The 24581-nt window shown below is 60.9% G+C and carries 22 protein-coding genes and 1 pseudogene; 9 read left to right on the top strand and 14 right to left on the bottom strand.

What is annotated here, in order from left to right; translation table 11 throughout:
- Window positions 1–65: 65 nt before the first annotated feature.
- The 6 genes from EDF58_RS22450 to EDF58_RS22475 all read right to left on the bottom strand — a co-directional run bounded on the left by EDF58_RS22450 (window position 66) and on the right by EDF58_RS22475 (window position 7456).
- Window positions 66–2387 (bottom strand): hypothetical protein, encoded by a 2322-nt coding sequence (locus EDF58_RS22450; protein WP_243654450.1) that lies wholly within the window; start codon window positions 2385–2387, stop codon window positions 66–68.
- A 400-nt stretch (window positions 2388–2787) separates the two neighbouring features.
- Window positions 2788–3609 carry an IS21-like element helper ATPase IstB gene (istB, locus tag EDF58_RS22455; protein ID WP_279388339.1) on the bottom strand — a complete coding sequence of 274 codons (822 nt, stop codon included), beginning with the start codon at window positions 3607–3609 and terminating at the stop codon, window positions 2788–2790.
- Window positions 3606–5126, bottom strand: coding sequence for an IS21 family transposase (gene istA, locus EDF58_RS22460; protein ID WP_132269626.1), 1521 nt, complete (start codon window positions 5124–5126; stop codon window positions 3606–3608). Before istA ends, istB begins: the two co-directional genes overlap by 4 nt.
- Before the next feature lie 96 nt (window positions 5127–5222).
- A complete protein-coding gene (locus tag EDF58_RS22465; RefSeq protein ID WP_165921534.1) occupies window positions 5223–5744 on the bottom strand; it encodes an STN domain-containing protein in 522 nt (173 codons plus the stop codon).
- Window positions 5745–5865: 121 nt separating this feature from the next.
- Complete coding sequence (locus tag EDF58_RS22470) at window positions 5866–6918, bottom strand: FecR domain-containing protein (RefSeq protein WP_132269630.1); 1053 nt, start codon at window positions 6916–6918, stop codon at window positions 5866–5868.
- Complete coding sequence (locus tag EDF58_RS22475) at window positions 6911–7456, bottom strand: RNA polymerase sigma factor (RefSeq protein WP_132269631.1); 546 nt, start codon at window positions 7454–7456, stop codon at window positions 6911–6913. The genes EDF58_RS22470 and EDF58_RS22475 overlap by 8 nt, the downstream gene beginning before the upstream one ends.
- Window positions 7457–8996: 1540 nt before the next feature.
- Here EDF58_RS22475 and EDF58_RS25985 point away from each other — a divergent pair.
- The 3 genes from EDF58_RS25985 to EDF58_RS22495 all read left to right on the top strand — a co-directional run bounded on the left by EDF58_RS25985 (window position 8997) and on the right by EDF58_RS22495 (window position 10697).
- Complete coding sequence (locus EDF58_RS25985) at window positions 8997–9473, top strand: toprim domain-containing protein (RefSeq protein WP_165921535.1); 477 nt, start codon at window positions 8997–8999, stop codon at window positions 9471–9473.
- 40 nt (window positions 9474–9513) lie between these two features.
- Complete coding sequence (locus EDF58_RS22490) at window positions 9514–10035, top strand: ParB/Srx family N-terminal domain-containing protein (protein WP_132269636.1); 522 nt, start codon at window positions 9514–9516, stop codon at window positions 10033–10035.
- A gap of 284 nt (window positions 10036–10319) precedes the next feature.
- Window positions 10320–10697, top strand: a complete 378-nt coding sequence (locus EDF58_RS22495; protein WP_132269637.1) for a hypothetical protein — start codon at window positions 10320–10322, stop codon at window positions 10695–10697.
- A 375-nt stretch (window positions 10698–11072) separates the two neighbouring features.
- On the opposite strand, the gene EDF58_RS22500 is transcribed toward EDF58_RS22495, so the two are convergent.
- Genes EDF58_RS22500 through EDF58_RS22520 form a run of 5 tightly spaced genes read right to left on the bottom strand, consistent with a single transcriptional unit; the run spans window position 11073 to window position 15842 of the window.
- Window positions 11073–12044 carry an aldo/keto reductase gene (locus EDF58_RS22500; RefSeq protein WP_132269639.1) on the bottom strand — a complete coding sequence of 324 codons (972 nt, stop codon included), beginning with the start codon at window positions 12042–12044 and terminating at the stop codon, window positions 11073–11075.
- Between the two features lie 27 nt (window positions 12045–12071).
- A complete protein-coding gene (locus EDF58_RS22505; RefSeq protein ID WP_132269640.1) occupies window positions 12072–12917 on the bottom strand; it encodes an alpha/beta hydrolase in 846 nt (281 codons plus the stop codon).
- Window positions 12914–13930: an NADP-dependent oxidoreductase gene (locus EDF58_RS22510; RefSeq protein ID WP_132269642.1), complete on the bottom strand. Its 1017-nt coding sequence runs from the start codon at window positions 13928–13930 to the stop codon at window positions 12914–12916. Before EDF58_RS22510 ends, EDF58_RS22505 begins: the two co-directional genes overlap by 4 nt.
- Before the next feature lie 13 nt (window positions 13931–13943).
- Complete coding sequence (locus EDF58_RS22515; RefSeq protein WP_132269644.1) at window positions 13944–15035, bottom strand: alkene reductase; 1092 nt, start codon at window positions 15033–15035, stop codon at window positions 13944–13946.
- A 24-nt stretch (window positions 15036–15059) separates the two neighbouring features.
- On the bottom strand, window positions 15060–15842 hold the full coding sequence (locus tag EDF58_RS22520) for an SDR family oxidoreductase (RefSeq protein ID WP_132269646.1): 783 nt from the start codon (window positions 15840–15842) through the stop codon (window positions 15060–15062).
- A gap of 106 nt (window positions 15843–15948) precedes the next feature.
- Between EDF58_RS22520 and EDF58_RS22525 the strand changes: the two genes are divergently transcribed.
- The 3 genes from EDF58_RS22525 to EDF58_RS22535 all read left to right on the top strand — a co-directional run bounded on the left by EDF58_RS22525 (window position 15949) and on the right by EDF58_RS22535 (window position 17565).
- A complete protein-coding gene (locus EDF58_RS22525) occupies window positions 15949–16536 on the top strand; it encodes a TetR/AcrR family transcriptional regulator (protein ID WP_132269647.1) in 588 nt (195 codons plus the stop codon).
- A 2-nt stretch (window positions 16537–16538) separates the two neighbouring features.
- Window positions 16539–16964 carry a PaaI family thioesterase gene (locus tag EDF58_RS22530; RefSeq protein ID WP_207913118.1) on the top strand — a complete coding sequence of 142 codons (426 nt, stop codon included), beginning with the start codon at window positions 16539–16541 and terminating at the stop codon, window positions 16962–16964.
- A gap of 214 nt (window positions 16965–17178) precedes the next feature.
- Window positions 17179–17565 (top strand): response regulator, encoded by a 387-nt coding sequence (locus EDF58_RS22535; protein ID WP_132269649.1) that lies wholly within the window; start codon window positions 17179–17181, stop codon window positions 17563–17565.
- Here the strand turns inward: EDF58_RS22535 and EDF58_RS22540 are convergent.
- Window positions 17555–19012, bottom strand: coding sequence for a PAS domain-containing protein (locus EDF58_RS22540; RefSeq protein ID WP_132269651.1), 1458 nt, complete (start codon window positions 19010–19012; stop codon window positions 17555–17557). The genes EDF58_RS22535 and EDF58_RS22540 overlap by 11 nt on opposite strands.
- A gap of 154 nt (window positions 19013–19166) precedes the next feature.
- Entirely contained in the window at window positions 19167–19349 is a 183-nt protein-coding gene (locus tag EDF58_RS22545; protein WP_132269653.1) for a CsbD family protein, read from the bottom strand.
- 1160 nt (window positions 19350–20509) lie between these two features.
- Between EDF58_RS22545 and EDF58_RS22555 the strand changes: the two genes are divergently transcribed.
- Together EDF58_RS22555 and EDF58_RS22560 are read left to right on the top strand one after the other, a co-directional pair.
- Window positions 20510–21703, top strand: coding sequence for a DUF932 domain-containing protein (locus EDF58_RS22555; protein ID WP_132269656.1), 1194 nt, complete (start codon window positions 20510–20512; stop codon window positions 21701–21703).
- Between the two features lie 59 nt (window positions 21704–21762).
- The gene (locus EDF58_RS22560; protein WP_132269658.1) at window positions 21763–22014 is read left to right on the top strand and encodes a hypothetical protein; all 252 of its coding nucleotides are present in this window, start codon (window positions 21763–21765) and stop codon (window positions 22012–22014) included.
- 414 nt (window positions 22015–22428) lie between these two features.
- On the opposite strand, the gene EDF58_RS22565 is transcribed toward EDF58_RS22560, so the two are convergent.
- A complete protein-coding gene (locus EDF58_RS22565; RefSeq protein WP_132269659.1) occupies window positions 22429–23559 on the bottom strand; it encodes a MucR family transcriptional regulator in 1131 nt (376 codons plus the stop codon).
- 731 nt (window positions 23560–24290) lie between these two features.
- On the opposite strand from EDF58_RS22565, the pseudogene EDF58_RS26500 reads away from it, so the two are divergent.
- Window positions 24291–24572 (top strand): annotated as a pseudogene (locus EDF58_RS26500) (DUF736 domain-containing protein); the annotation flags it as partial.
- Window positions 24573–24581 lie beyond the last annotated feature (9 nt).

Genomic DNA, 24581 nt, shown 5'->3' on the forward strand with positions numbered 1-24581 from the left:
ATAATCCTCGATGCCGATCTGGATCGACTGGACGGCGTTGGTGAGGATCTTTTCCATCGCTCGCCCTATTTGTCGACATCGTCGAAGAGCGAGCGTGCGTTGGGTGTCCCCGCGCTTTGGATCGGCTGGGGCGCCTTCTCGGTGGCAATGCTGGTCCAGTCGACCCCATCGTCCTCGTCCTCATTTTGGCGCTCCCGCTCTTCCTTGCGTTCCTGGAGGACGAGGATCGACGATCTGAGATTGTCCCGGGCGCCCAAGACCAACGCCTCGCCGTCGCTGTCGAGCGGCAGCTCTTCGATAACATCCAGCGCCGCGCTGACATATTTGAAATGGCTGACCGGCTCATCGTCGAGATCGGCCTCGTCGACGATACCGTCGATATGTTCCTCAAGATCAGGCAGCAGGTGGCTGCGCAGCCGCACGCCCAGCGCGATCAGTCGAATAGGCGGGATCAGCGCCACCATCTCCTCATTCTCGACAAAGGACAGGTCGAGCCGATGGCGCACGGCGTCATCTAGCTGATCAGCCGCCCAGAGGCGCTGGATCCCGGACAGCAGGCTAAGGCGGTGCGCCCGCGCGTAGACACCGATCTTGGGATCATAGGTGATCAGTTGCGAACTCCATGACCGGCGCTCGAAGATTCCGGGGCAGCGGCGAACCAATCGCTCGAACACGGTGTCACTCGCCCGCTCGATCAGGAAACTGAACAGCATGTAATTGGGGTGAAGTTCGTCTGGTGAAGCTGCAAGGCGGTCGATCAAAGCGTCGTCGAGGTCCTCTGGCACAATAAGCGCGTCCTGGATCAACGGGCTGTGCTCACAGGTGCAGTTGGCGAGGATGGTTTCGACGGTCGCGCCCCGAATGAGTGCCGCCATCATATGCGGCTTGGCGCGCAGAATCTCGGTGAGTGCGTCAGCGATTGTCGGATGAGCGAAGCTCCAGCGTGAGCCAGATAGCCGCAGAAAGCTGCCCTTGAGATCCGCGAAGCAGTCGAGGATTTCAGTCAATCCGATCGACATCAGCTCGGCGACGGCCTTGGCGGCGTCGCGATCATAGCCATTCGTGTTGAACACGCCCTGCTGGACGTAGACCAGAATCAATGCGGCGCGAAATTGTGGGTCGAGTGCGTTGATCGTGTCGATCAGATGCTCGCGCGGTTCCCGCATGAACCGGACCAGCGATGCTTCGCTGGGCACTAGGCTCCTGGTGAAGTTGGCATCGCCGAGCCGCTCGGCGATGCCGGGCAGGAAGGTCTCGACCGCGGCGACCCCCCGGAGATGGTCCTTCACGCTCGACTTCCAGCTCTGGGTCTGCCCGCCATAATTGATGTGGTTGTAGAGAATCTGCGCGCGCTCCTCGACGCTCAGATCCCCGACGTCAACGACTGCGCTATTGTCGGCGAATTCGGCAAGATTGCGCTGGCCGAGACCGCGCTTCGCTGCCTCGTAGATATGCTTGCGCGAGGTGAGCAGGAAGCGGTTTCCATGACGCACGGCGGCGCGCAGCTTGACGAAGGTCGAAGCCCAATCCTGGACATAGTCCGACCGCAGCTGGTTGGCGCCGAAGGCATCATCGATCCAGAAGAAGCGCTTGGGATCGTTCGGATTCCAGCCCTCCTCGAAGTCGCGCGGGCTGGTCAGGGCCAGTACGGTATTGTCGGGCACCTCCGAGGCGATCGTCGACAGGATCGCGCCGATCGCTGATTTCCCGCTCGACGGATTGCCGAGCAGCAAGACCACGCCATGATCGGCGATCGCGCGGGCAGCGGCGCGGTGGGCGCGGGTAGGGACATAAGTCTTGAGCTTGGGGACCCAGCTGTCGAGAAGTACCCGGCTCTGCTCGCTCAGTCGCTCGTCGATAATCGCGGTAAGGTCGCCCAAACCATAGACTTGCGGCACCATCGCGCGCAGCCGAGCACTACTGCGGATCGCGCGGCAAAGGAACTGGCGGCCCAAAATATGCGGTTTGCGAACGCCTTCGGCTGTCAGCACTGCACGCAACGCGCGGGCGACGGGGGCATCGACGCTCATGTTGGTCATGAAGATATAGGTATCGGCCTGGCCGCCAGCGACCAACTCGCGGACGTGAGCGAGTTCGGGCGTTAAATCGCTCACCCTGAGCGGCTTTGCCGGATCCGAGGTGTGCTTGCACTGGACCGTGCCGATCGCCGCCGCAGACGCCTTGGCCGGAATAAGGAAAACTGCGTCTTGCCCGCCATCCTGCGCTTCGCGGAAGATTTCGACGGAGCGCTGGAGTGAGATCTCACAGACCTGCGAACACAGGTCCTGAAAAGCGCGCCACCCGATCGTGTGGAGCGCAAGATCGGACCAGGGACCGACCGCGGTCCGGCGGCCGGGCGTATCAGGACTGAGTGCAGCTGCGGTCATCATCTCCCCCGGGGACGTAGCATCGGCGACCTTGATAGGCTTCGCTTTCAGGGGATGCCAGATGGTCCCGCTACAAACCCTGTCGTGGCGTGGTCGAGCGACGAGGGACTGGGCTTGCTTGCTACCCGACAGCCGAGGTCGCTCTCTGGTGGGATCGAGTGGGAATGTTCAGATGTGCCGAACGACCATTATCGAGCGTGTTGCCGCCCTCCGACGGTCGGCTTTCTGCAAGCCATGAATGGCTGTCAACGCCGGTATAAAATGGGGCCAGGCACCGGTTTAAAAAGGGGCCAGTTGGTTCAGTCAAACAGCCTGGGATTGAGGCTGGGCACTATCGGCAGCGGGGAAGCGGCTGTAGCGGAGCGGAAGCCGATTTCCCGCTGCCGATAGCCGTTTTTGATTAAGGCATCTTGCTGCTCTCCTTGCCCTTCTGGCGCTTGCGGCTGCTGGCGAGCCGGAAGCTCTCGCCGTTCATCTCGAGGATGTGGACGTGATGGGTCAGGCGGTCGAGCAGGGCGCCGGTGAGGCGCTCGGAGCCGAACACTGATGTCCATTCGTCGAACGGCAGGTTGCTGGTTATGAGCGTGCTGCCGCGTTCGTAGCGCTGGCTGAGCACCTCGAACAGCAACTCGCCGCCAACGGCCGTGAACGGCACGTAGCCCAGCTCATCGAGGATCAGCAGCTTTACCGAAGCCAGATGCTTCTGAAGGGTGCGTAATCGGCGTTCGTCCCTGGCTTCCATGAGGTCATGCACCAGCGCTGCCGCTGTAGTGAATGCTACGCTGAGCCCTTTCTGGCAGGCGGCAAGGCCCAGTGCCAGGGCGGCGTGCGTCTTGCCGGTGCCGCTCGGCCCGAGCGCGATGACATTGCGCCGCCGCTCGATCCATTCCCCGCGTGCCAGTTCCAGCACAAGCGCCTTGTTCAGCGAAGGCTGGGCTGCAAAATCGAAGGTGTCGAAGCTCTTGGTGTGCGGGAATCTGGCCATGCGGATGCGGCGCTCGACCATCCGGCGTTCGCGATCGATCCGCTCGAGTTCGCACAGGCGCAGTAGATAGCGCGCATAATCGGCGCGGTCCTGCGCGGCCTCCAGGGCGACTTTCTCGTGCTCACGCACGAAGGTCGGCAGCTTCAGTGCCTTGAGGTGGTTGGCCAGCAGCACCGCTGGCGGCACGCTGGTCGAAGCCTGCTCAATGGCGGGCAGCGGCATCAGGTTCTCGGTCATGCTGCCGCTCCAGGAGCCGAAGCAGTCGTCCCGGACAGCAGGCCCAGATAACTGCGTGGATTGGTTCGCCCAACATGGGCGCGAGGCAGATGCGGATAGAGCTCCAGATCCAGACGCGGGGGGCGCTGCTCAAGGCGTGCCAGCGCAATCATCTTCACTGCATCAAAGCTGATCGCCCCCATCTCCAGCGCCCGCGCCACTGCCCATTCGACAAGGGTTTGCTCGAATTTCTCACATAGGCGCAGCACCTGAATGAACTCACGTCGACCTTCTTTGCCGCTGCGGGCCTCCATCAAACGACGGATACGGTGCATCGGTTCGGCCAGCACCCAGCCATCCAGCGGCGCAGCCTGATCCAGCGCGCGTGGCTTGCGCTCCAGTAGCGCCAGATAATGCAGCGGATTGGGGATGAAGTCTTCGCGTTCATAGCTGCGCGGGTGCACCGCAATCCGTTCCCCGCCGCAGATCACCTCAACCCTCTCGACATAGCCTTTTATCACCACCTCCTGGTGGGCGTAGGCGGTCGGCACCGAGTAATCATTGGTGCGGTAGCGCACGAGCGACATCGACGAGGCACGGCCCGTCACCATATGGCACGGATCGAACGCAGTCGCCGGCAACGCCATGAATGCCGCCAGGTCTGCCTCCATCCTTGTCGCTATGCTCTGCTCATTCCCGCGCAGCACAGCTTGACGGCGTTCCACGCATTGTTCGAGAAAGCGAGCGTTCATCGCATCAAAGCTCTCGGCCACCGGCATCGGCACCATGAAGTGACGCCGAACATAGCCAACCAATCCCTCGACCTTGCCTTTGTCATTGCCCTTGCCAGGGCGACCAAACTTGTCCTCGAACAGGTAATGGCTCTGCAGAGTGGAAAACATCCGGCTACGTTCACGCTTCCCGTCGCCCAGGATCTGCGCCACGGCCAGCTTGGTGTTATCGTACAGGATGGACTGCGGGATGCCGCCGAAGAAGGCGAACGCCGCCACATGGCCTTCACAAAAAGCCTCGGCTACTTCGGCCGGATACGCTTTGACAAACGGCGCATCGCTGTGCGGTAAATCCATGCAGAAATAGTGAAATCGCAGCAACTTGCCGCCGATGATCCCGTCCGCCTCGCCAAAGTCCACCTGGGCGTGACCCGGCTTGTGGCTTAGCGGAATGAACACCTCGCGGCTGTGGAGCTTTGCGCTCGCCACATAATCGCGGACAATCGTGATGCCGCCAGCATACCCGTGCTCATCGCGAAGCCGCTCGAATATCCGAAACGCCGTATGGCGCTGCTTGAAATGCACCGTGCGATCCTCAACCAGTATCCGGTCAATGATCTCGGTGAACTCCGCAAGCTTGCGGCTGTAGCTCCTACCCGACCGCCCGTGCTGCGGCGGTTCCGGAAAGGTCAGCATCTTGTCCACCGTCTTGCGGTTGACGCCAAAATAACGCGCAGCACCCCGACGGCTCATCCCCTCGATCATCACCGCACGCCGGACCTTCTGATAAAGCTCCACTCTCTTCATCCTTCTCCTCCGCCCAAAAACGGAGGTTAGCAGGACTGGCCCCTTTTTATCCCGGTGCTCTCAGCCGACGGATGGCCCCTTTTATTACCGGTGTTCTCACTCGCCATTGCCGACCGGTACGTTGAAACCGACGCCGGGATTCTGACCGCCGCCGAAGTTCTGCGGGATGGCGGCAAGCACTTCGGGCAGGCTCGTGTGCCCGCTATCGTCAATTTGCCGGCGGTTCAGCGTGATCACTTGGGAAGCCAGTGGCGCTCCCGCGATGCGCGAACCCGTTACGACGATCTCGGCGCTTTTCAGCGAGGATTTCCCCGCCTCGTCGCTCGCCTCCGGTCGCCCCCCGATGATGATGGCATCCTTTCGGTATTCAATCTTCAGTCCGGAGCCAGAGAGCAGTCGACGCACTGCTTCGTCCGCGCTGTACGCCCCCTGGAGGCGGGGAGCACGCCGGCCGATGACGGCTTCCGAACTGAAGATTATTTCGCGACCCGAAAGACGGCTGACGGCTTGGAGCGCGTCGCCAAGCTCGCCGGCTTCGAGATTGTAGTTTTTTTTGTCAGATTGGGCGTAGGCGGCGGGTGCCGCGTAGAGCATGGATGCCAGGATCGAGGCATCCATCAGATAAAGCCTTATTCTATTTTTCATTATTCCCCCCTGTAGGGATCCAGTCATTTTGACTGGTCTTTGCAGGAGGCATCGCGGCAGCACGGATAACTACGGGGGAGGGACGAGATTTTTTTCAATCTCTTTTTCGCAAGGTCAATTCGCCGGCCGCTGTCCTATCGATTTCCAGCCCGAACAGCGCCGCGAGCCGGTCTGCTACCATTTCAGTGTCATCGATCCGAAAGCGGCCGCTGACGCGCAATTGACCGATCGAAGGGTTGGCGAAAAGGATGGTGTTTCCTGATGCCGCATGAGTTTGGGCAACTACCTCGGCAAGCGGCGTCCTATCGAATACCCGAGGTTCGTCATGCTTGAAGGAACTGTCGGCCAACTCTGACACTGTACCTGCCGGAGCAGCAAGGGGGCGTTCGTTCCCGATGCTGAATGCCACACTTTCGCCCGGTTCAAGGCGCGAGAAGGGCGCGATCGAACCGTCTGGTTCCCGCGGTCGCTCGATATCTATAACGCCCCTGACCAGGTTTACCGCCACGCGGCTGTCAGGTGTGAGCCGGACATCGAAGATCGTCCCGCGCGCGGTCACGCTCCCGCCCCCTGCAAGGACAACGAACGGACGCCGTTCATGAGCGACTTCAAAGCGGGCCATGCCGCTCTCGAGCCGCAGCTCCCGGCGATCGGCGCTGAACTTGCGGGTGAGAACACTGCCCGCGGCTAGCGTAGCGGTCGAACCATCGGGTAAATGCACCGCAAGCGTAGAACTGGCACCAGCTACGTACCGTTCGCTCTGTACCGGCTCGAGTGCGGCGCTTTTCACCGAAGATTCGACCATCTCGAATTGTGAACGTCCAAGAAAAATGAACGCGCTCGATGCAAGTCCGATCGCAAGCGCAGCAGCGACGGAAAGCCATGTTAGCCAGGCGTGCCTCTGTCCGTTATCGTTTGCAACGCCGCCGCGCCCGGCGTGTTCTGCTGCGAGAAAACGCCCCATCGCAAAGACTTCACCGGCGCGCTCGTAAGCGGTTTGGTGAAGGGGGGCATGATTGAGCCATTTCTCGAAGTCGTTCCGGAAGTCATCGGCATCCGGGCCGCGCATTCGGGCGAACCAGATTGCACCTTCCTCAAGAAGTTTGTCTGGTACGGAGGCGGCGGCTGAGGCGCGGCGTTCACTCATGGCCCGAGAGTGCCTTTCCGATCCGATGAACGGCATGAGCAACATGCCATTCCACGGTTCTCACGCTGATACCCAGCTTCTTAGCGATGTCCCGCTGGGGCATGTCTTCGGCGCGGTGCAGCATGAAGACCTCCCTTGTTTTCGGCGGTAGAGCGTCGATTGCAGCTCTATACAATCCCTGCATTTGAGCTAGTTCGAGTGCAGCATCGGGCTGCTCGGGCTCGGCGGCAAGGGACAGATCATCCCACGGCATGGCCTTGCTTTTCGCCCAGGAACTAGAGCGGTCGGCGAGAAGATGCCGCAGGATTCCCTGAATGTACGAGCCTGGATTATCCTGGGCGGCTGCACCGCGCGCGGCAATCAGGCGCGCGAATGCTTCCTGAACGAGATCGGCCCGCTCCTCTTCGATCCAGATTTTGCGCTTCAGGAACTGAAGCAATTTTGGAGCCTCCCGGCGATAGAAACTGTCGAATTCCTTCCGGTTATCAAACAGGGTTTCCGATGCGCTTTCGCGCTTTTCTTTTTCAAACTGCAGCATCGCTATCACGACACTGCGGAGATGCCGATGCACGATGTGCTTTCGGCAGGGAAACGATATGAAACGCGCACAACAGGTCCACCACCGGTGGCGGGCATTCATTTCCAGTGCTTGCGCGCGACCTGGATGGTCCCGCTCCTGTTCATGCGTGGAAGGCTTTACCTGCAGCCGGCACCCCGCCTCTCAACTCCGCGCTGCATTGCATACAATGCTCTCGTTTGAAAATGAGTTCAAGTCTTCGGCATTGCGTGCGTGGCACAATTCCTGAAATTACCTTCTCGATGTCGAGTTCCTATCGAGAAGGGCAAGGACTTCTGCGCTTGTTGCCCAGTCATCGAGGAATCGATCGATCGCCTGCCTGCCTCTGTCCGTGAGGTCCACTATCGTCCGCCGACCATCGCAGTCGTCCGGGCCGGTCCTGACCATTGCTTCTTTCACCATGCGATGGACAATCCTTTGCGAGTTGCGTTCGGACGTACTCGAAACGGAGGTGAGGCCGGTCAGCGAACAGGGGGGACCATCCGGTTTGGCATAAAGGTGGAAGAGCATCTCGAGAGCGGGCTGGCTGAAGAGATCGAGCCCGAGCTCTCTCGTCAGGAGCTGCAGCCCCCGCAAGGTTACTCCAACCATCAAGTGGCGGTTGGAATGCCGTTCCATGTTCTGATCGTAAGTGCCCATCAACCCCACCTCCGGGTTCCAGTCTGTTCTTGGCGCCATGCGCTACGGGTGCCAGATCCGTGGCGCTGCCATTCTTGCCGGGAACTAGCGTCTGTCTTGGATCTCGCTGCCTCAGATCGATTTGTCGCCAAACATTGAAAAGATGGGCGGTGTTGCCGTTCTTCGGCAGAAGCCGGCAACGCAAAAACCTCCGATCTCTGCGGTGAAAAGGAATGGTATGCTGCGCCGCGCACAAAGAAATTCCCATGACTGGAGATGCTTGCCATTGAATGCTCCCTCAGGTGTTTCCCGGTACGAAGATGACACGAGCACAAATTCTTTCTTGAACCATATTGTCCAAAAAGTGTCACAATCCGCCCGAGCGCAGGAAAATGGCTGGGGCAGAAGAGAGGAGGGTTGGGGAGGTACGTGGCTGGTCGATCAGCCATTATCTCTGGAGATCAGCGCAATGGATTCAGCTGGAAATCTGGCCGCCGCGGGGGCCCGCATTGTAGCTGAGCTCGCCGGCCATTGGCGGCATGACCGCGGAACCTGCCTGTGCCCTGCTCACAACGACAGGGTTGCCAGCCTTTCGGTTCGCGTCGGGGATAGGACGCTTCTGTTTCACTGTTTTGCCGGATGTGACACCACTGCGGTGCTTGCGGCACTCCGAGCCAGGAATTGGATCGTCCCCCGACAACAGGAACCGGTTTCGACCACTGCCATCAAAGGGGCTTCTACAGCTCGTCGCGCCATTCAACTTTGGGAGCAGGCCGTCCCACTGAAGGGCACGATCGGCGCGAGCTATCTCGAGAGCCGTTCGCTCCCCGTCCTTCCACCCGGTCTCAGATTCCATCCGCGCACACCAATCGGCAGAGGCCCGATGGTCCAGCGCCGGCCGGCCCTGATTGCGGCAGTTAGAGGCGCGCAGGGAATTTCGGCGCTGCATCGCACTTTCCTCGAACCGAATGGCCGCGGTTTGGCTACCGATCTTGAGCAGCCGAGGGCTTGCCTTGGCCGATTGTGGAACGGCGCAGTTCAGCTTGCGCCTGTTTCGTGGGAGCTCGGCCTCGCCGAGGGCATCGAAACTGCCCTTTCGGCTACCGCCTTGCTGGGAATTCCAGTCTGGGCGGTTCTTGGCAGCAGCCGGCTTCACGTGATCGAGCTGCCGAGCCAGGTCCGTCGCCTCGTCCTTCTCTCTGACAACGACAGAGCCGGGCGGGTTGCGGCGCTAAAGGCAAAGGCGGTGTACCGAGGCCGCGGGCTCGATGTCGGTGTCGAATGGCCGTGGCATGGCCTCAATGACTGGAACGACGTGCTGAAGCGACAGGGAGAGGAGAGGGAGGGGTGGGGTGGATGACGGGCTGGTTTTCAGCCGATCCTCAAGAAGGAGCTACCCCATGACCATTGCGAATATCCTCTATGTCCGAGCCCTCGACTGCACGGTTTCCAGGCACAACGTCAGGACGCAAAGCGACGAGGCCGCCGATGCCGAACTCGAGGCGAATATCGGCGAGACCGGCATCGTCCTTCAGAACCTAATCGGCGTGCCGGTGCCGCGCAAAAAGGGCCAATACGAGATTGTCGGCGGCGGACGCCGTCTCGAATGCGTTCATCGAAACATTGCCAGCGGCAAGCTTGAAGAAGATTTCATGGTCCCGGTGTTGGTGGTGAAGAACACGCGAAACGCCATCGAAATGAGCTTCGCTGAAAATTACTACAACCTGCCGATGAATCCGGCGGACGAATGTCGGGCCTTCCAAGGCATGATCGAGCGAGAGAAGAAGACCCCGGCGGACCTTGCCAAGCGGTTTGGCAAAACGGAACGGTTCGTACAGGGGCGGCTGCGCCTGACCGACCTGCCGATCATGCAGAAGACGCGGATCTGTCCGCCGCCGCATGACCTGCGCGCGACGAGATGATTTGGTCCGGAGGTCCGCGCAGCCGGGCCTCCGGTGCCTTACGACTTTCTCATGATTTCCTGATCCCGCGCGCTGGCAATGCGGGGCTCTTTTTGAGCGCCACATTACACCCTTGGAAGGTCGTAGCCGTTCCCTCCACCGTGGCGTGCATATTCAACCCTGGATCCTGGCTGGACATTCTCCGTCCGATCTGGGGCCCGGCAGGACCGTAGGTCGCGGCGAACCAATTTCACAACTGGCCGACAAAGTGACGCGCGGTCCGCAGTTTTCGGAAGAGCAATGACATGACCATCGAACTTGAGATGGGGGCGCTCTTTGCTGCGGCCTACAATACCGATCTAATGGAAGTCGGATCGCTTGCGTGCGCGGCATGGCGCGATCAGGACAAGCATCCTGAAATGCTCGAACTCCGCAATGGAATCGGTCAATTGCTCGATCTCATTCCCGCGGATACCGAGCCGCAAACGGCAGCAATTGCTTGCCGCCTCTACGCCGCGGGTTGCGTTGAAGCCTGCGAAACAGGAACGGCCTCCGCGTGGACGTCGCGACGAAGCCCGATCGGAGCCGCTGCCAAGCAATCTCCAAAATCGTGCCGATTCAGCGCGGTAAGGCCGATCCTTGCCTCGATTTCGAGCTTGGTTCGATCTCGTTCGTGCCGATAAGTGCCGAATTAGTGCGGCCTCATGTTTTCGAGCCCTGACTGGAGGCGTAACCGGATGCCTGCGCTTGGGGCGCACGGAGGGGAGGGTGAGGGGAAGGGATGAGCGTCAGTTTGCGCTCGTTGCAACAAAACTCCGCCATGTCGAATACGCCCGCCAACCACTGAACCTCCGCCCGCGCGCCGCCTTGGGGTCGGGCAAAACCTGCTTGTCGCACATCGTAGCGGATGCCTTGGCTTGGGACATTGCTCCCGTCAGCTTCAATCTCGGAATGTCGGGTACATCCAATACCCGACATTCCAGCGCCGCCTGGAAAGGGCGATAATTACGTCGCTCAAAGGGCTTCACCGATCACACTATGGGCATGTGAGACAGCCCTCAGGCCACAGCCTTGCCTGGTGCGCCGGCCGTAAATGTGCTCGCATTATCCAGCAGTTCGAGATGATCCGCAGAAAGTTTCAGTGACACAGCGCCGAGATTGCTTTTTGCCTGCTCAAGCGTGCGTGGTCCAATGAGAGGTACGGACCCGTGCGCGGACGCCCAGGCAATCGCAACCTGGTCCGGGCTGGCACCAAGCTCCTCGGCAATCGCTAGCACCGCATCCACCGTCGCAGTACGCCGGGCATTATTTTCGGGCTGGAAGACCCGGCCGCCGAAACCCTCGGCGCGGCCAGTTTCGCCCTTGCGGTACTTGCCGGTCAACACGCCCCCGCCGAGCGGCGACCAGGTGACAGGCGCAATGCCCAGCGCTGCGCAGGCCGGAAACAGGTCCGCTTCAGGCTCGTGATGTACCAGGCTATGCTCGAACTGCGCGGCTGCGATCGGCAACGCGTTCGTCAATTCAGCGATAGTGGCGGCGCGCACCAGTCGCCAGGCGGGAAAGTTCGACAATCCTGCATAGAGTATCTTGCCGGCGCGTGCGAGATCGTCGAGCCCGCGCACGATCTCCTCGGATGGTGTCACCGCATCGGGGTAATGCACCCAATAGAGATCGATCCGGTCGGTCTTGAGGCGCTTGAGGCTGGCCTCCGCCGATTGGACCATGGCCCGGCGACTTGCACCAGTCGTTAGCCGGTCAGGCTGGGGCACCGCGCCCTGCGAGAATTTGGTGGCGAGCACGAAGCGGTCGCGGCGCCCCTGAAGCGCTTCCCCCAAGATCTCTTCGGACTCGCCGAACTGATAGACATCGGCGCTGTCGATAAAGTTGCCGCCCGCTTCGTCATAGGCGTCAAGGATCGCAGTTGCGGCGTCGGGCTGGGCGCCGTAACCCCAGCGCGTACCGAAGTTGCCGGTCCCGAGCGCGAGGCGGGAAACCTGGAGGCCGGTGCGGCCCAGCGTCGTGTAGTCCATGGGAATTTCCTTCTGAAATGACGTAGCTCAAGCAGCGAGAAATGCCCTGGCCGTCGCCAGGAATTCTGTGTGATACTGGAAGATGCCGCCGTGACCGGCGTCTGGATAAAGCACCAGTTCGGCGCCGGGGATGCGGCCGGCGAGATCGCGCGAATTTGCTGTCGGCACCATGATGTCGTGCTCGCCGTTCGCGACCAGCACGCGCTGACGGATCGTTTCCAGCGGCTGTGGCGGCTGTTGGCCCCAGGCCTTGATCGCGCCAAGCTGACGCAGGAACGTCCTCAGCGAAACCGGTTTGTCGCGATCTCTGCTGCGCTCCTTGAGCCTTGCCAGAAACGCCTTGGCAGCGTCACGTCCTGCCTTGCTGGAGGTAAAGAACAGATAGGTTTTCGGGTCGCGCAATGTGACAAGGCCTTTGAAGATCAGCGGCCAGGAGACCGCTCCCACCCGCTCTATTCCGGTGCCACCCGCCGGTCCGGTCCCGGCAAGGATTGCGCGGCGGACGAGATCGGGGGCAGTCAGCAGGATTTCCTGCACCACGAAACCGCCAAGCGAAAAACCGATCAGATCCACAGGTCCCCGCGTCAGGGTACGGATCGCCGCGGTCATGTCCCCGGCCATGGCCGCGACGGTCAAGGGAGCATCGCTGGAGGAACCGCCAATCCCGCGATAGTCGAGCGCATAAACGGTCCGATCCACGGCAAGGCCATCGACGATCCGCGGGTCGAAATTGTCGAGGTTGGCGCCCCAGTGGTTGAGCAAGACGACCGCTACGCCCTGCTGCGCGCCAAGGCGGCGATAGGCGATGCGCGCGCCGGGCACATCGACCGTTTGGGTCCGCGCTGCGCTGTAGCGGTCGACCGGCGCGGTCATACTGCGTGCGCCGCATCAAGCGAGACGACAACCTTGCCCTTGGCCCGGCCGGTCTCGATATAGGCAAAGGCGTCGTTGAGCTGATCGAACGGATATACCCGGTCGATCACTGGCCGGAGCGTGCCTGTTTCGACTTGCTGCGCGATGCCGCCAAGCTGATGGCCGTCGGCACGCATGAACAGGAAGGTGTACGTAACACCAAGACGCTTGGCTTTGCGGCGAATGCCCGCGCTCATCAACCGAAATAGCAGCCTCAGCACCAAGTTCAGACTCTGCGCCTTGGCGAAAGCTGGATCGGGAGGCCCGGAGATGGAAATAAGCTTCCCGCCCCGTTTCAGCACTTTGAGCGAGCGCTGCAGCGTATCCGCATCCTGGCTATTGAGCACGAGGTCGTAGCCGGAAAGCTCATTCTCGAAACGCTGGCTACGATAGTCGACCACGACATCGGCGCCGAGCGCGCGCACCAGATCGGCATTGGCCGCGCTGGTTGTGGTGGCCACCGTCGCGCCCAGCAGCTTGGCGAGCTGGATGGCAATTGTCCCCACGCCGCCCGAACCGGCATGGATCAGCACTTTCTGACCTGGCTTCACCTGCGCGCTCTCGACCAGCGCCTGCCAGGCAGTGAGCGCCACCAACGGCAAGGAAGCAGCTTCCACCATTGACAGGTTTTTGGGCTTTGTCGCCAGATCGGCTTCGTTCACGGCAATCAGTTCAGCGAATGTGCCGATGCGGCCGTCGCGCGGACGAGCAAAGACCGCGTCCCCTTTTTTGAACCTGCTGACCTTGGCGCCGACTGCGACGACCGTTCCGGCCAAATCGTGGCCGAGCACCAACGGTACCTTATACGGCAGGATCGGCTTGAAAGCCCCATCACGGATCTTCGCGTCCAGCATATTGAGGCCGGCCGCCTCGACCCGAACGAGGACATCGTTCGGGCCAGGCGTGGGCGCTGGCATATCGCCCGGCCGCAAGGCTTGCTGTTTGCCGTAGCGGCCGAGAATGGAAGCCTTCATCGCCGTTTCCTTCTCAGGCGTCCATAGACGCTATGCTGGCCGGGTAATCGGTATAACCCTGCGCACCGCCGCCATAGATCGTCGCCATTTCCATCTGGGCGAGCGGCGTGCCGGTCTTCAGTCGCTCCACCAGATCGGGATTGGCGATGAAGTCATGGCCGAAGGCGATCAGGTCCGCTTTGCCATCCCCGAGGCGCGAATTGGCGAGTTCGAGATTGTAGCCATTGTTGGCAATATAGGTGTTGCCGAACCGCTGGCGAAGAGCATCATAATCGAACGGGGCGGCATCGCGCGGACCGCCGGTCGCGCCTTCGACGACATGGATGTAGGCGATGCCCAGTCCGTTCAGCGCTTCGACGACGTGATTGAACTGCGGCTGCTCGTCACCCGACGGTACGATACCGCTGGCCGGAGACACCGGCGAAAGGCGAACGCCCGTGCGACCCGCGCCGATCTCGTCGGCTACGGCGGCCACCACTTCGAGCAGCAACCGGGCCCGGTTCTCGATCGAGCCGCCGTAAGCGTCGGTGCGGGCATTGGCAGTTTCGCGCAGGAACTGGTCGAGCAGATAACCATTGGCGCCGTGAACTTCGACACCGTCGAAGCCGGCCTCGATGGCGTTGGCGGCCGAACTCCGGAACGATTCGACGATGCCGGGGATTTCGTCCAGTTCGAGCGCGCGCGGCTCGGATACATCGACAAACGCGTTGTTGACGAAGGTCTTGGCCTCGGGACGGATCGCCGAAGGCGCGACCGGTGCCTTGCCATCATGCAGGTCGACGTGGCTGACCCGACCGACGTGCCAGAGCTGCACGAAGATCCGGCCGCCCTTGGCGTGGACGGCATCGGTGACCCGGCGCCATGCGGCAACCTGTTCAGGCGTATAGATGCCGGGCGTGTTCTGGTAGCCCTGGGCCTGCGGGGAAACCTGGGTGGCCTCGGTGATGATGAGGCCTGCGCTTGCCCGCTGGGCGTAATACTCGGGGGCCAGCAGGCTGGGCACGAGGCCGGGCCCGGCGCGATTGCGCGTCAGAGGCGCCATGACCACGCGATTGGCCAATGCGATGTCACCAAGGTCGAAGGGGGAGAAGAGAGTGCCGGTCATGTTCGATCTTTCGAAGAGGGCGGATCAGGCGGCGGTGTAACGCGGCGCGGGATGGATCGTCTGGAAGCCGGGGAGCATTGCCCGGCGGGCGCTGTCGAGAGCGTCCCACAGGGTGGCATTGTGGAGCGGCGGGATCGTGACAAGCTCGCGCCGGTCGAAGCCGACAAGGGCCGCGTCGACCAATTCGCCGACTTCCATCATTGGCGGCAGGCTCGCCTCGTCGGCGCCGGAACGGCCCCAGAGTTCGGTGCGGGTTGCGGCCGGCAGAACGGCCTGCACATATACACCCTTGGGACCGAGTTCGAGGGCAAGCCCCTGCGAGAGGAACAGCACGAAGGCCTTGGTCGCTCCGTAGACGGACATGCCGAGTTCCGGCGCAAGGCCCACGACAGAGCCGATATTGACGATGGCGCCTTCGCCGCGCGCCGCTAGGCGCGGCGCAATGGCGCTCGCAAGGCGTGCGACCGAGGTTGTGTTGAGGGCGATCAGGCCGGAGATTGCATCCGCCGATTGATCAACGAACCGGCCGCCCAGGCCTGCACCGGCATTGTTCACGAGAACCCCGATACGATCGTCCTCGCGCAGCCGCGCTTCGACTGCGGCCAGATCCTCGGGCCGCGTCAGGTCGGCCGGCAGCACTTCGACCGTCACGCCGGTTTCCTGCGACAGCTGTGCGGCGGTGGTTTCCATGCGCGCCTTGTCCCGCGCGACCAGCACCAGATCATGGCCGCGACGCGCAAAACGGTCTGCGTAAGTTGCGCCGATGCCCGCGGAGGCGCCGGTGATGAGGACGGTGGATTTGGTCATCTTATTGCCCTTTGGAAGGAGATCACTATATTCATGATAGCCATCATAGTTTGATATATGTGATGGCCATCATGAATATGTCAACGGGTCCCAAGGAGTTTTTACGATGAAGGTCAGCCGCGAGCAGATGGCGCAGAACCGCCAGCTTATCCTCGACGAGGCGAGCCGCCTCTTTCGCGAGCGCGGTTTCGATGCAGTCACCGTGGCCGACGTGATGAAGGCGGCGGGCCAGACGCATGGCGGCTTCTATGGTCACTTTAAATCGAAGGACGCGTTGATTGCCGCAGCCGTGGCGCATTCGCTTTCAGGCGAGGCTGCGGGCATGGCCAACCTTCAGGGCTGGATGGACACCTATCTTTCGCCCCTGCACCGGGACCATCCCGAACAAGGGTGCCCGGCAGCGAGCCTGGCAGGTCTTCTGCCTCAGCAAGGCCCGGAAGCGCGGAAGGCGATGGGCTGCGGACTGGAAGTACAGATCGAACGCTTTGCCCGCGCCCTTCCAGATGGGGACGAGACTCAGCGGCGCCGTGCGGCAATCGGACAATGGTCAGCCATGGTTGGCGCGATGGTTCTCGCCCGAGCCGTCGACGATTCGCCGCTTGCGGATGAAGTGCTCAGCGCGACGCGGGCATGGCTAGATGTTGTCGGGCAAACCGCACCCGTAAAGCAAAACCAGGATAGAGTTTCCGTATAAACGTGCTTCTCGACCATGCGGACCTGGACGGTCACGACCAGTTGGCCGCGCTGATGGCGGAAAGCCGCTATCCGCCGATTGGGGAAACCCGCGAATTCTATCTCGTGGAACTCGAACGCGGCCGGGTTGTATTCGCAGGGTCACCGTCCCGCAGGGGGTTCAACCTGATCGGATCCGTTCACGGCGGATATGCCGCGACGCTTTTGGACAGCGCATGCGGGTGCTTTGTGCATTCCAGCCTTCCTACCGGCCAAGGCTATACGACGCTTGAACTCAGGGTTTTCTATCACCGCGCATTGAGCGAAACCAGCGGGCCGGTGCGCGCGGAAGGCAAGCTGGCGTCGCTCGGCCGCCGCGTCGGCTTTTCGGAAGCCCGAGTTTCGATGCCAGGAGACGCTTATGTGCATCTGCGACACCGACGCGGCTGATTTTTCCAATCGAACTGCCTGCGTTACGCGACGCCTGACGTGTAAATGGCGAGTTTCGGCGCAACCGGACCTTTCATGAAGGAGACTCAAATGACCATGGCTGGTCGAAATCTACCGGCCGGTGATGCCGCCTCGTCCTCGGTATTGGCGAGCTAAAAGATTTGGAACGATGTGGTGATTTCAACATTTAGTGTTTAGTAAAAGGGCGAGACCAATGACATCCGTGCTTATTGTCGAAGACGAGATATTCATCGCGATAGAGATAGAGCGCATCCTTGAGGAAGCCGGATATAATGTCGTTGCCATTGCAGCGGATCAACCGGAGGCCTTGTCGGTTGGGCCGAGCGCCCAACTAGCCTTTGTTGATCTCAACCTCCGTGACGGGCCAACGGGAACGAAAATCGCGCGTGAACTCGCCTCTCAGCACGGTGTCCGCGTCGTCTATGTCACCGCCAATCCGGCTCAGATTGGCGAGCCGGCCCCGCAGGCGATCGGGTGTATCCGCAAGCCTTTCACGCCGGATGCAATATTGGCGGCGGCGGCCTTGACGGCATCAGGCGACGAGCATGCGCTTAAACACAAGGCTGTTCTCAGGGTTTAGGCGCGGAAACCGGCGCGCGGTGCAGCGATGTAGATGGAATGGTCAAATCCAGACGTAGGCCATTGGAATCCCAATCACGCGCGATTTGTCCGCTCAACTGCCGGATCGCGCTGAGTTCGATCAACTGAGTTCCAAAGCCTGTCTTTGCAGGTTGTGAAATCGTCGGCCCGCCTACTTCTCGCCATTCCAGCCTCACCGACTGCCTATCCGATTCGCTCCGAAGATGAACGGCGCCGTCGGGCACCGATAGCGCCCCATATTTGGCGGCGTTGGTCGCCAGTTCATGAAAGACCAGTGCCAGGGGCGTAGCCGAACGGCCGTCGATAGTCACATCCTCGCCCTCGATATGCACCCGTTCGACATAGACGCTCAAAAGCTCGCGCAACATGCCCAGAAGACTGTTTTGTCCTGCTTCGGGCCGTGACGCCTCACTGTGCGGCCGCACGAAGTCGTGGGCGCGGCCAAGCGCCATGACGCGATCGCGCAGATCGTTGGCGATGTCCCGAGCCTCAGGGTGGTGTCGCGTCGAGAAGCTGATCAGACCTGTGATGACAGAAAAAATATTCTTGATCCGGTGGCTAAGCTCCTGTGCGATCACCTCGCGCTGGACCTGGATCATCTTATGGTCGTGGATATCCGTGCAGGTGCCAAACCATCGAGTGATTGCGCCGCTGTTATCACGGATCGGAAGTGCTCGACCCAGCGTCCATCGGTATTCACCATGTGCGTCACGAAGGCGGTACTCGATTTCGTAGGGATCGCCGCTCTTTAAAGAATGTCGCCAGACCGACCACGCTCGCTCCTGGTCCTCGGGATGAAACATACCATTCCAGCCTTCGCCGTCCGTGGAGCCGGGCTCGACGCCTGTATATTGGTACCAGCGTGCGTTGTAGTAGTCATGGAAGCCGTCAGGCCTTGTCGACCAGACCATCTGCGGCATCGCATCCGCGAGAACCCGAAACTTCGCTTCGCGCTCATCCAGTTCTCTGTCGCTGCGCCGAAGCGACCGGCGCGAGGTGAGGAACAGCATGATGTTCGACGCGAGGACTTTAAGACCTTGCCGCTGCGCTGCGGTCAGGTCCGCGCGTGGCTCACTATCGATGACGCACAGCGCACCGAGTTGGATGCCATCTTCAGACACCAGCGGAGCACCGGCATAGAAGCGGATATGGGGTTCGCCGGTTACCAGCGGATTGTCTTCGAAACGGGAATCCCGCCGGGCGTCCGGAACAACCATGATGTCTTCACCGAGCATCGCGTATGCACAGAAGGACTGCTCGCGTGGTGTTTCGCGTACGGTCAGCCCCGTGCGGGCGGCAAACCACTGCCGCGTCGCCTCGACGAAGCTGACCAACGCTATTGGGGTGTCACATAACGTCGCAGCAAAGTCGGAGATCGACTTGAGCGTTGCGTCATCCTCGAGCGCGGGTAGATCAAAACTCTGCATTTCGGCGGTGCCTGTCGTATGTATCAAATGCCATGGCCCGCCTTGGCTCCGGCGTACACCGACACAGGGAGGTTGCTGATTTCGTAAAAGAGATGTGGAACGACCCTTCGAAAGCGAGGTGGGGTCGCTGCGCTTACAACGATCCCACCACAGCTCAAATTTTGTCGCCGAGCGCGCCCTTGACGCTGCCCTTCACATCCTGGCCCGTGCCCTTCAGCTTTTGCGCCGTACCTTCTGCGATCAACTCTTCGTTGTCGGTCGCTTTGCCGATCGCCTTTTTGGCGCTGCCAACCGCCTTATTGCCAGCGGCGCTCAATTTGTCGGTAAGCTCGCCCATCTTCGGCTCCTTTGCTTTGATACCGTTCGAGACGGTAACGGCACAACCCGGACGAGCAGACGTAGGTTCCCGCAGAGCAAGCCTAATTGTCCAGCTCGGCGAGTGCAAAGTCCAGTCCCCAAGACCAAACTCAGCGCAAACAGCCCTGTCATTGCTATATAGGCCATCGGTCTCGGCCCCAGACGCTGAACAAAAGCTCCAATTCGATGCGGATAGGAGCGCGAAGATCTTGGGTAAGCAGCTTCAATCGTGATGGACGATATGCGAAGGCTATGGCGTATTCATGCCAAAGGCCGAGCCGCTGTATAACAACACCGAACGTTGGAAGGACGGTGTCGAAAGCAATCGTTCAGGGAAGATCCTCTCGACAGAGTGCGCGAGACGCCACGCAGATCGAAAGATACCCTCAAATTATATCGATCATTCTTCAGAGCCTGCGCTGTAGGTTCGATGGTCGACCTCCCGAACGCGGAAAAGTGTTCTGGGATGGTCTGTACTACGTTGGGCGATGCGAGGATTGTAAAGCGGCTATTCGTAGGCCAAGCCGGAGACGCTGGCCACCGTGACGAGCTCAGGAATGGACCCGGTCTCGCCTGATTGGCGCTAATGTGCGGCATCGGCCCTATCTGCCCAATGAAGAGATCACTCCAGCAACGACAGTTCAGTGACGCCTTGTGACAAGGCGGGTACTTGGTCTTGCGGAACTCGGATCGCTTGCGTGCGGGGCATGGCCCGATCAGGTCAAGCATCCTGAGATGCTCGAACTCCGCGATGGAAGCGGTCAATTGCTCGATCTCATTCCCAAGGATACCGAGCCGCAAACGGCAGCAATTGCTTGCCGCCTCTACGCCGCGGGTTGCGTTGAGGGCAGCGAAGCAGGAACGGCTTCCGCGGGGACGTCGCTACGCAGAATGATCGGAGCCGCTGCCGAGCAATCTCCAAAATCTATCCGATTCAGCGCAGTAAGGCCGATCCTTGCCGCGAATTCGAGCTTGGTTCGGTCTCGTTCGTGCCGAAAAGCGCCGAGTTAGTGCGGCCTCATGTTTTCGGGCCCCGACTGGAGGCGTAACCGGATGCCTGCCCTTTGGGGCGCACGGAGGGGAGGGTGAGGGGAAGGAATGAGCGTCAGTTTGCGCTCGTTGCAACAAAGGAAATCCGCCATGTCGAATACGCCCGCCAACCACGGGACCTCCGCCCGCGCGCCTTACCGCGTCGATATCAGCAAGGGGCAAAACATATCGCGCGTATCGTCCGAATGGTTTGCCCGTCCCGCCGACGAGCGTTTTCTCTCGCTGGATGATCTCTATGCCCGGGTGCTCGCACGAGGGCAGGCGGCCTCGACACGCATCGTGGAAAGCCGCGCTATCGAGGTTCGAGCGGCCTCATCTGATGGGGGCCGGTTGGAACTGCTGGCCCCCGGCGGGGGCCAGCCCGTCGCTCCGACCAATTGGTCTTTCGGCCAACTTTGCAGTCTGGTCAGCACGCCGGCGACATATCTGCGCCAATTGCCAGCGGCCCTTGCAGGCATAAACCTACAGCACGGATTGCTCTCACACAGGGGCGAGCACGTAAAGCTGCTCGAAACCTGGGAAGGACGAACGGAATTGCGCGCCGTGACGGGGCCTGACTATGGCAGGATCTGGGATCACGAGCTGGTATCTGCTGTCATGCGCATTGCCGGGAACGGGACCGGCGATACCCGCTGGAAAGTGCCGGGCGTACTCGACTGGTCGTCAATGACCTACAACCCGCACGTTGACGTTACCAGTGAGACGACGACGCTCTACGCATCTGATCGCGACGTCTTTGTGTTCCTCGTCGACGACACCAATCCGATCGAAGCCGGCAAGCTTCCAGACGGCGATCCGGACCTATATTTTAGAGGATTTTACTGTTGGAATAGTGAGGTTGGCTCGAAGACGCTTGGGATTGCGACTTTCTACTTGCGCGCGGTGTGCATGAACAGGAATCTCTGGGGCGTCGAGAACTTCGAAGAGATCAGCATTCGCCACTCGAAATTTGCTGCCAACCGCTTTGCCGAACAGGCGGCCCCAGCTCTGATGCACTTTGCCAATTCCTCCGCGCGAAGCTTTGTCGAAGGGGTGAGGACAGCACGCGAGCGGCGCGTCGCCCGTACCGACGAGGATCGGGCGACATTCCTGCGAGGGCGTGGATTCTCCAAGGTCGATACCTCGCGGATCATCGCGGCAGTGCTCGAGGAAGAAGGCCATCCGCCTTCGTCCCTATACGATTTCGTCCAGGGCATCACCGCAGTTGCCCGTAGCAAGTCCCATCAGGATGAGCGGCTCGAGTACGAGACCAGGGCTCGCAGGATACTCGAGCGTGCGAATTGATCGCTTACCCAGTCCGATAAGCCCCGGGCCGAAGCCTCGCCTGAAGGGAGGATAGCACCATGGAAGCCTTCCTGGAGTTTCCGCGCAGCTATCGGCTTGGCTGCGCTAAGTTCTATAGCGCCGACTATCTATTCGCGATCGAGACCTTCCTCATCGACGCGGAAAGCTGCGGGGAAGCGCTGGCGCTTGCTCGGATCTATGCTGAGCAGAGCCCATACTTCAATCCGCAAATACCCGACTTCGCCTGCCTCATTCGGGTCCGGCAAAATCCCTTGGTGCCGAATCTCGGTGAACCGGAGGGTCATCTGTGACGAGGGCTTTCGCCAGTGGGGCCAATTCGACTGCGTGAGCGAACCCGCGTCACCCCACAGCGGTTCGCGCTACGCCTCGTATAAATCCCTATTCCCGGAAGGACTGTCATGCAGGCGGCGGAAATATCTCGAGGCGGGCGACACCTGCGCGACTGGGTGGGGTACGTGTCTCCCGGCAGGTTTCGCAGGATCAATGCTTTGGGCCAGCCAAACTTCTGTTCTTGATGCGGACTTTTATCTGCGCAGCGACCCACGCCAGGCGGCTTGGTCCCTTGGAAGGCGGGGGGCGAATGATGGTCAGCTCTTAAACCAGGACACCGTGCTGGGCAGCATGGCGGTGTTCCCGGTTGGACAGAGCCGCAGCAGTGCGCCGTAGGCAGCTGCCGCGGATCTGTCCGATCCGGAAGGTCAGGATCAGCCGCCGGTTGCCGTCGTCTCCGCGATCGGCGCTGCAGGGGCGGCGGCTGCGCCAGACTCTGCCTTCGTTTCAGGTTTTGCCTTTGCGGCGGCCTTCGGAGCGCCCTTGGCCGAATTCAACGAGCTCGCCTTGGACTTGGCGCTGGCTTTGGCAGCAGCGGGCTTTGCCGGGGCCGTCTTCGCGGTGGTTTTCTTGGCGGGCGCGGAAGTCTTTGCGGGCTGAGGAGTGGTCGTTGCGCCGCTTTCAGCCGATGGCACCGCAATGCCAAGCGTCTTGCGGGCCTTGGACGTGGGAGCCGAAGCTACCGAGGCGCTCGCCTGCGCGGTTTCAGTGCTCTTGGGACGCGCCATGCGCCGTGCCGGCGTCTTGGCGCCGGCCTTCGATTTTTCGGCAGCCGGTGCAGCGTCCTGGGCCTTGGGGGCAGACGTCTTGGCAGGTGCCGTATCGGAATTCGGCGTTGCGGTGGCGGCGGGTACGGCGGCCTGCTTTGCTGCCGCCTTAGCCGGTGTTGCCTTGGTCTTGGTTACTTTTGTCGCCTTCACTGCCGGCTTAGCGGCCTTTGCGGGCGCCTTTGCCGGTGCAGCAGGCGTTGCTACCTTCTCAGTGCTGGGTGATGGGGAGGCGGCGACCTTGGGGGCCGCTTTAGATGTGGGGGCTTTGGCCGCGGTGGTCTTGGTAGCAGGTGCCTTTGTCGCTGGAGCCTTTGCGGCCGGGGACGTCACGGCGGACCCGGTACGACCGCCGAGGCCGCTGGCCTTTGCGAACGCGCGGCGCTTATCGGAATAGCTGGGCGCGACCAGCGGATAATCCGCAGGCAGCTTGTAACGCGCGCGGTATTCCTCCGGCGTGAGGCCATTGTTGGAGAGATGACGCTTCAGTGCCTTGTAGGGCTTGCCGTCGATCATGCTGAGGATGTGATCGCGCGAGGAAAGGCTCACTTCGACCGATACCGCAGGCTTGTGTTCGGCCTTGGCTTCCGCTTTCGCAGCCAAATCACCGGCAAGTGCAGCGCGGGTGGTTTCGATCAGCGCGGCGAGGTTCTCGCTCGGTACCGTATTGTTGGCGACATAGGCGCTCAGCAATTCTACGGTAAGGCGTGCCAGTTCTGGCTGCTCGGTCTCGGACATGGGGAATTTCCCTTTCTGGGGAGGATAGGCGGGCCCTTGTCGCCCTTGCGGGCCGCCATGTAAAGTCTGATGTTAGTCCCCAGTTCCCCTACACCGAACTTTATGACTGGCACGCTGGGCGGGCGATCGACGGCTCTTTGATCTGCGTGCCTTGCTGAGGACCTCAGTACTTTACAGTCGTCGTACCCGGGTTTTCCTTTGGAGCGCAACCTCCTCATCGTTTTCCATGCCTTCGACCAGCCGCTCCCCTCGGCGACATCCCGCAGGTAAACGAAGAGTGTTCGGACCTCGTTTACTGTTGAAGCACGGATATGAGGTCCAATCCGCGCCTCCGGTGGGCTGGATGGCAGTATCGCGGTCAGATAGCGAGGCCCGGTTTGGCGGGAAAATCGCCCGATGAGTTTGAGCGACGTTCTTCAGGAGACAGGGGAATGAAGACGGATGCCCGTTAGCGCGGGCACCGCGCATTATCTACGCGATGTGTGCCGCATCGCTTCGACCAAGCTTTGGCTACGCCAAATCTCGGCCCTTCATGTGATGATCGCTTCCGCAAGTCCAACAGCACCGTAAACGTTCGCAGCACCGCTCTTGCGAAAGGAATGGGATGCTGGACCTGGCCCCGCACGCGGGCGCGAAAGCCGCCGGAGAAGTCTGGAGTGGGAGAAAAGGGGGACCTTTGAAAGTGTCGCTTCGGGATTGTCCGAAAGCGGCAGTGTCAAAGGAGAAGTCAGATGAACATTGGTGAATTTCAGCTCCGTAACGGTCGTCTCATGGGTTCGATCGCGACCCGGACGATCGATCTGCCCCACCTCGGTTTGCGCCCTGTCGAAAGCCAGAACGACCGCGCCCCGATCTACGAGATCGTCGCACTCAATGTCGGCAATCGCTGGGTCCAGATCGGCGCGCTCTGGGAAGCCGTCGCCCGCAATTCCACGGGCGAAGCTTTCCTTCAGGGTTCGATCGACGATCCCAGCCTGTCCGAACCGCTGCCGATCGCGCTCTTCGGCACCGAGCAGGAAGGA

This window comes from Novosphingobium sp. PhB57, assembly GCF_004342985.1.
In the GTDB taxonomy this organism is placed as follows: Bacteria; Pseudomonadota; Alphaproteobacteria; order Sphingomonadales; family Sphingomonadaceae; genus Novosphingobium.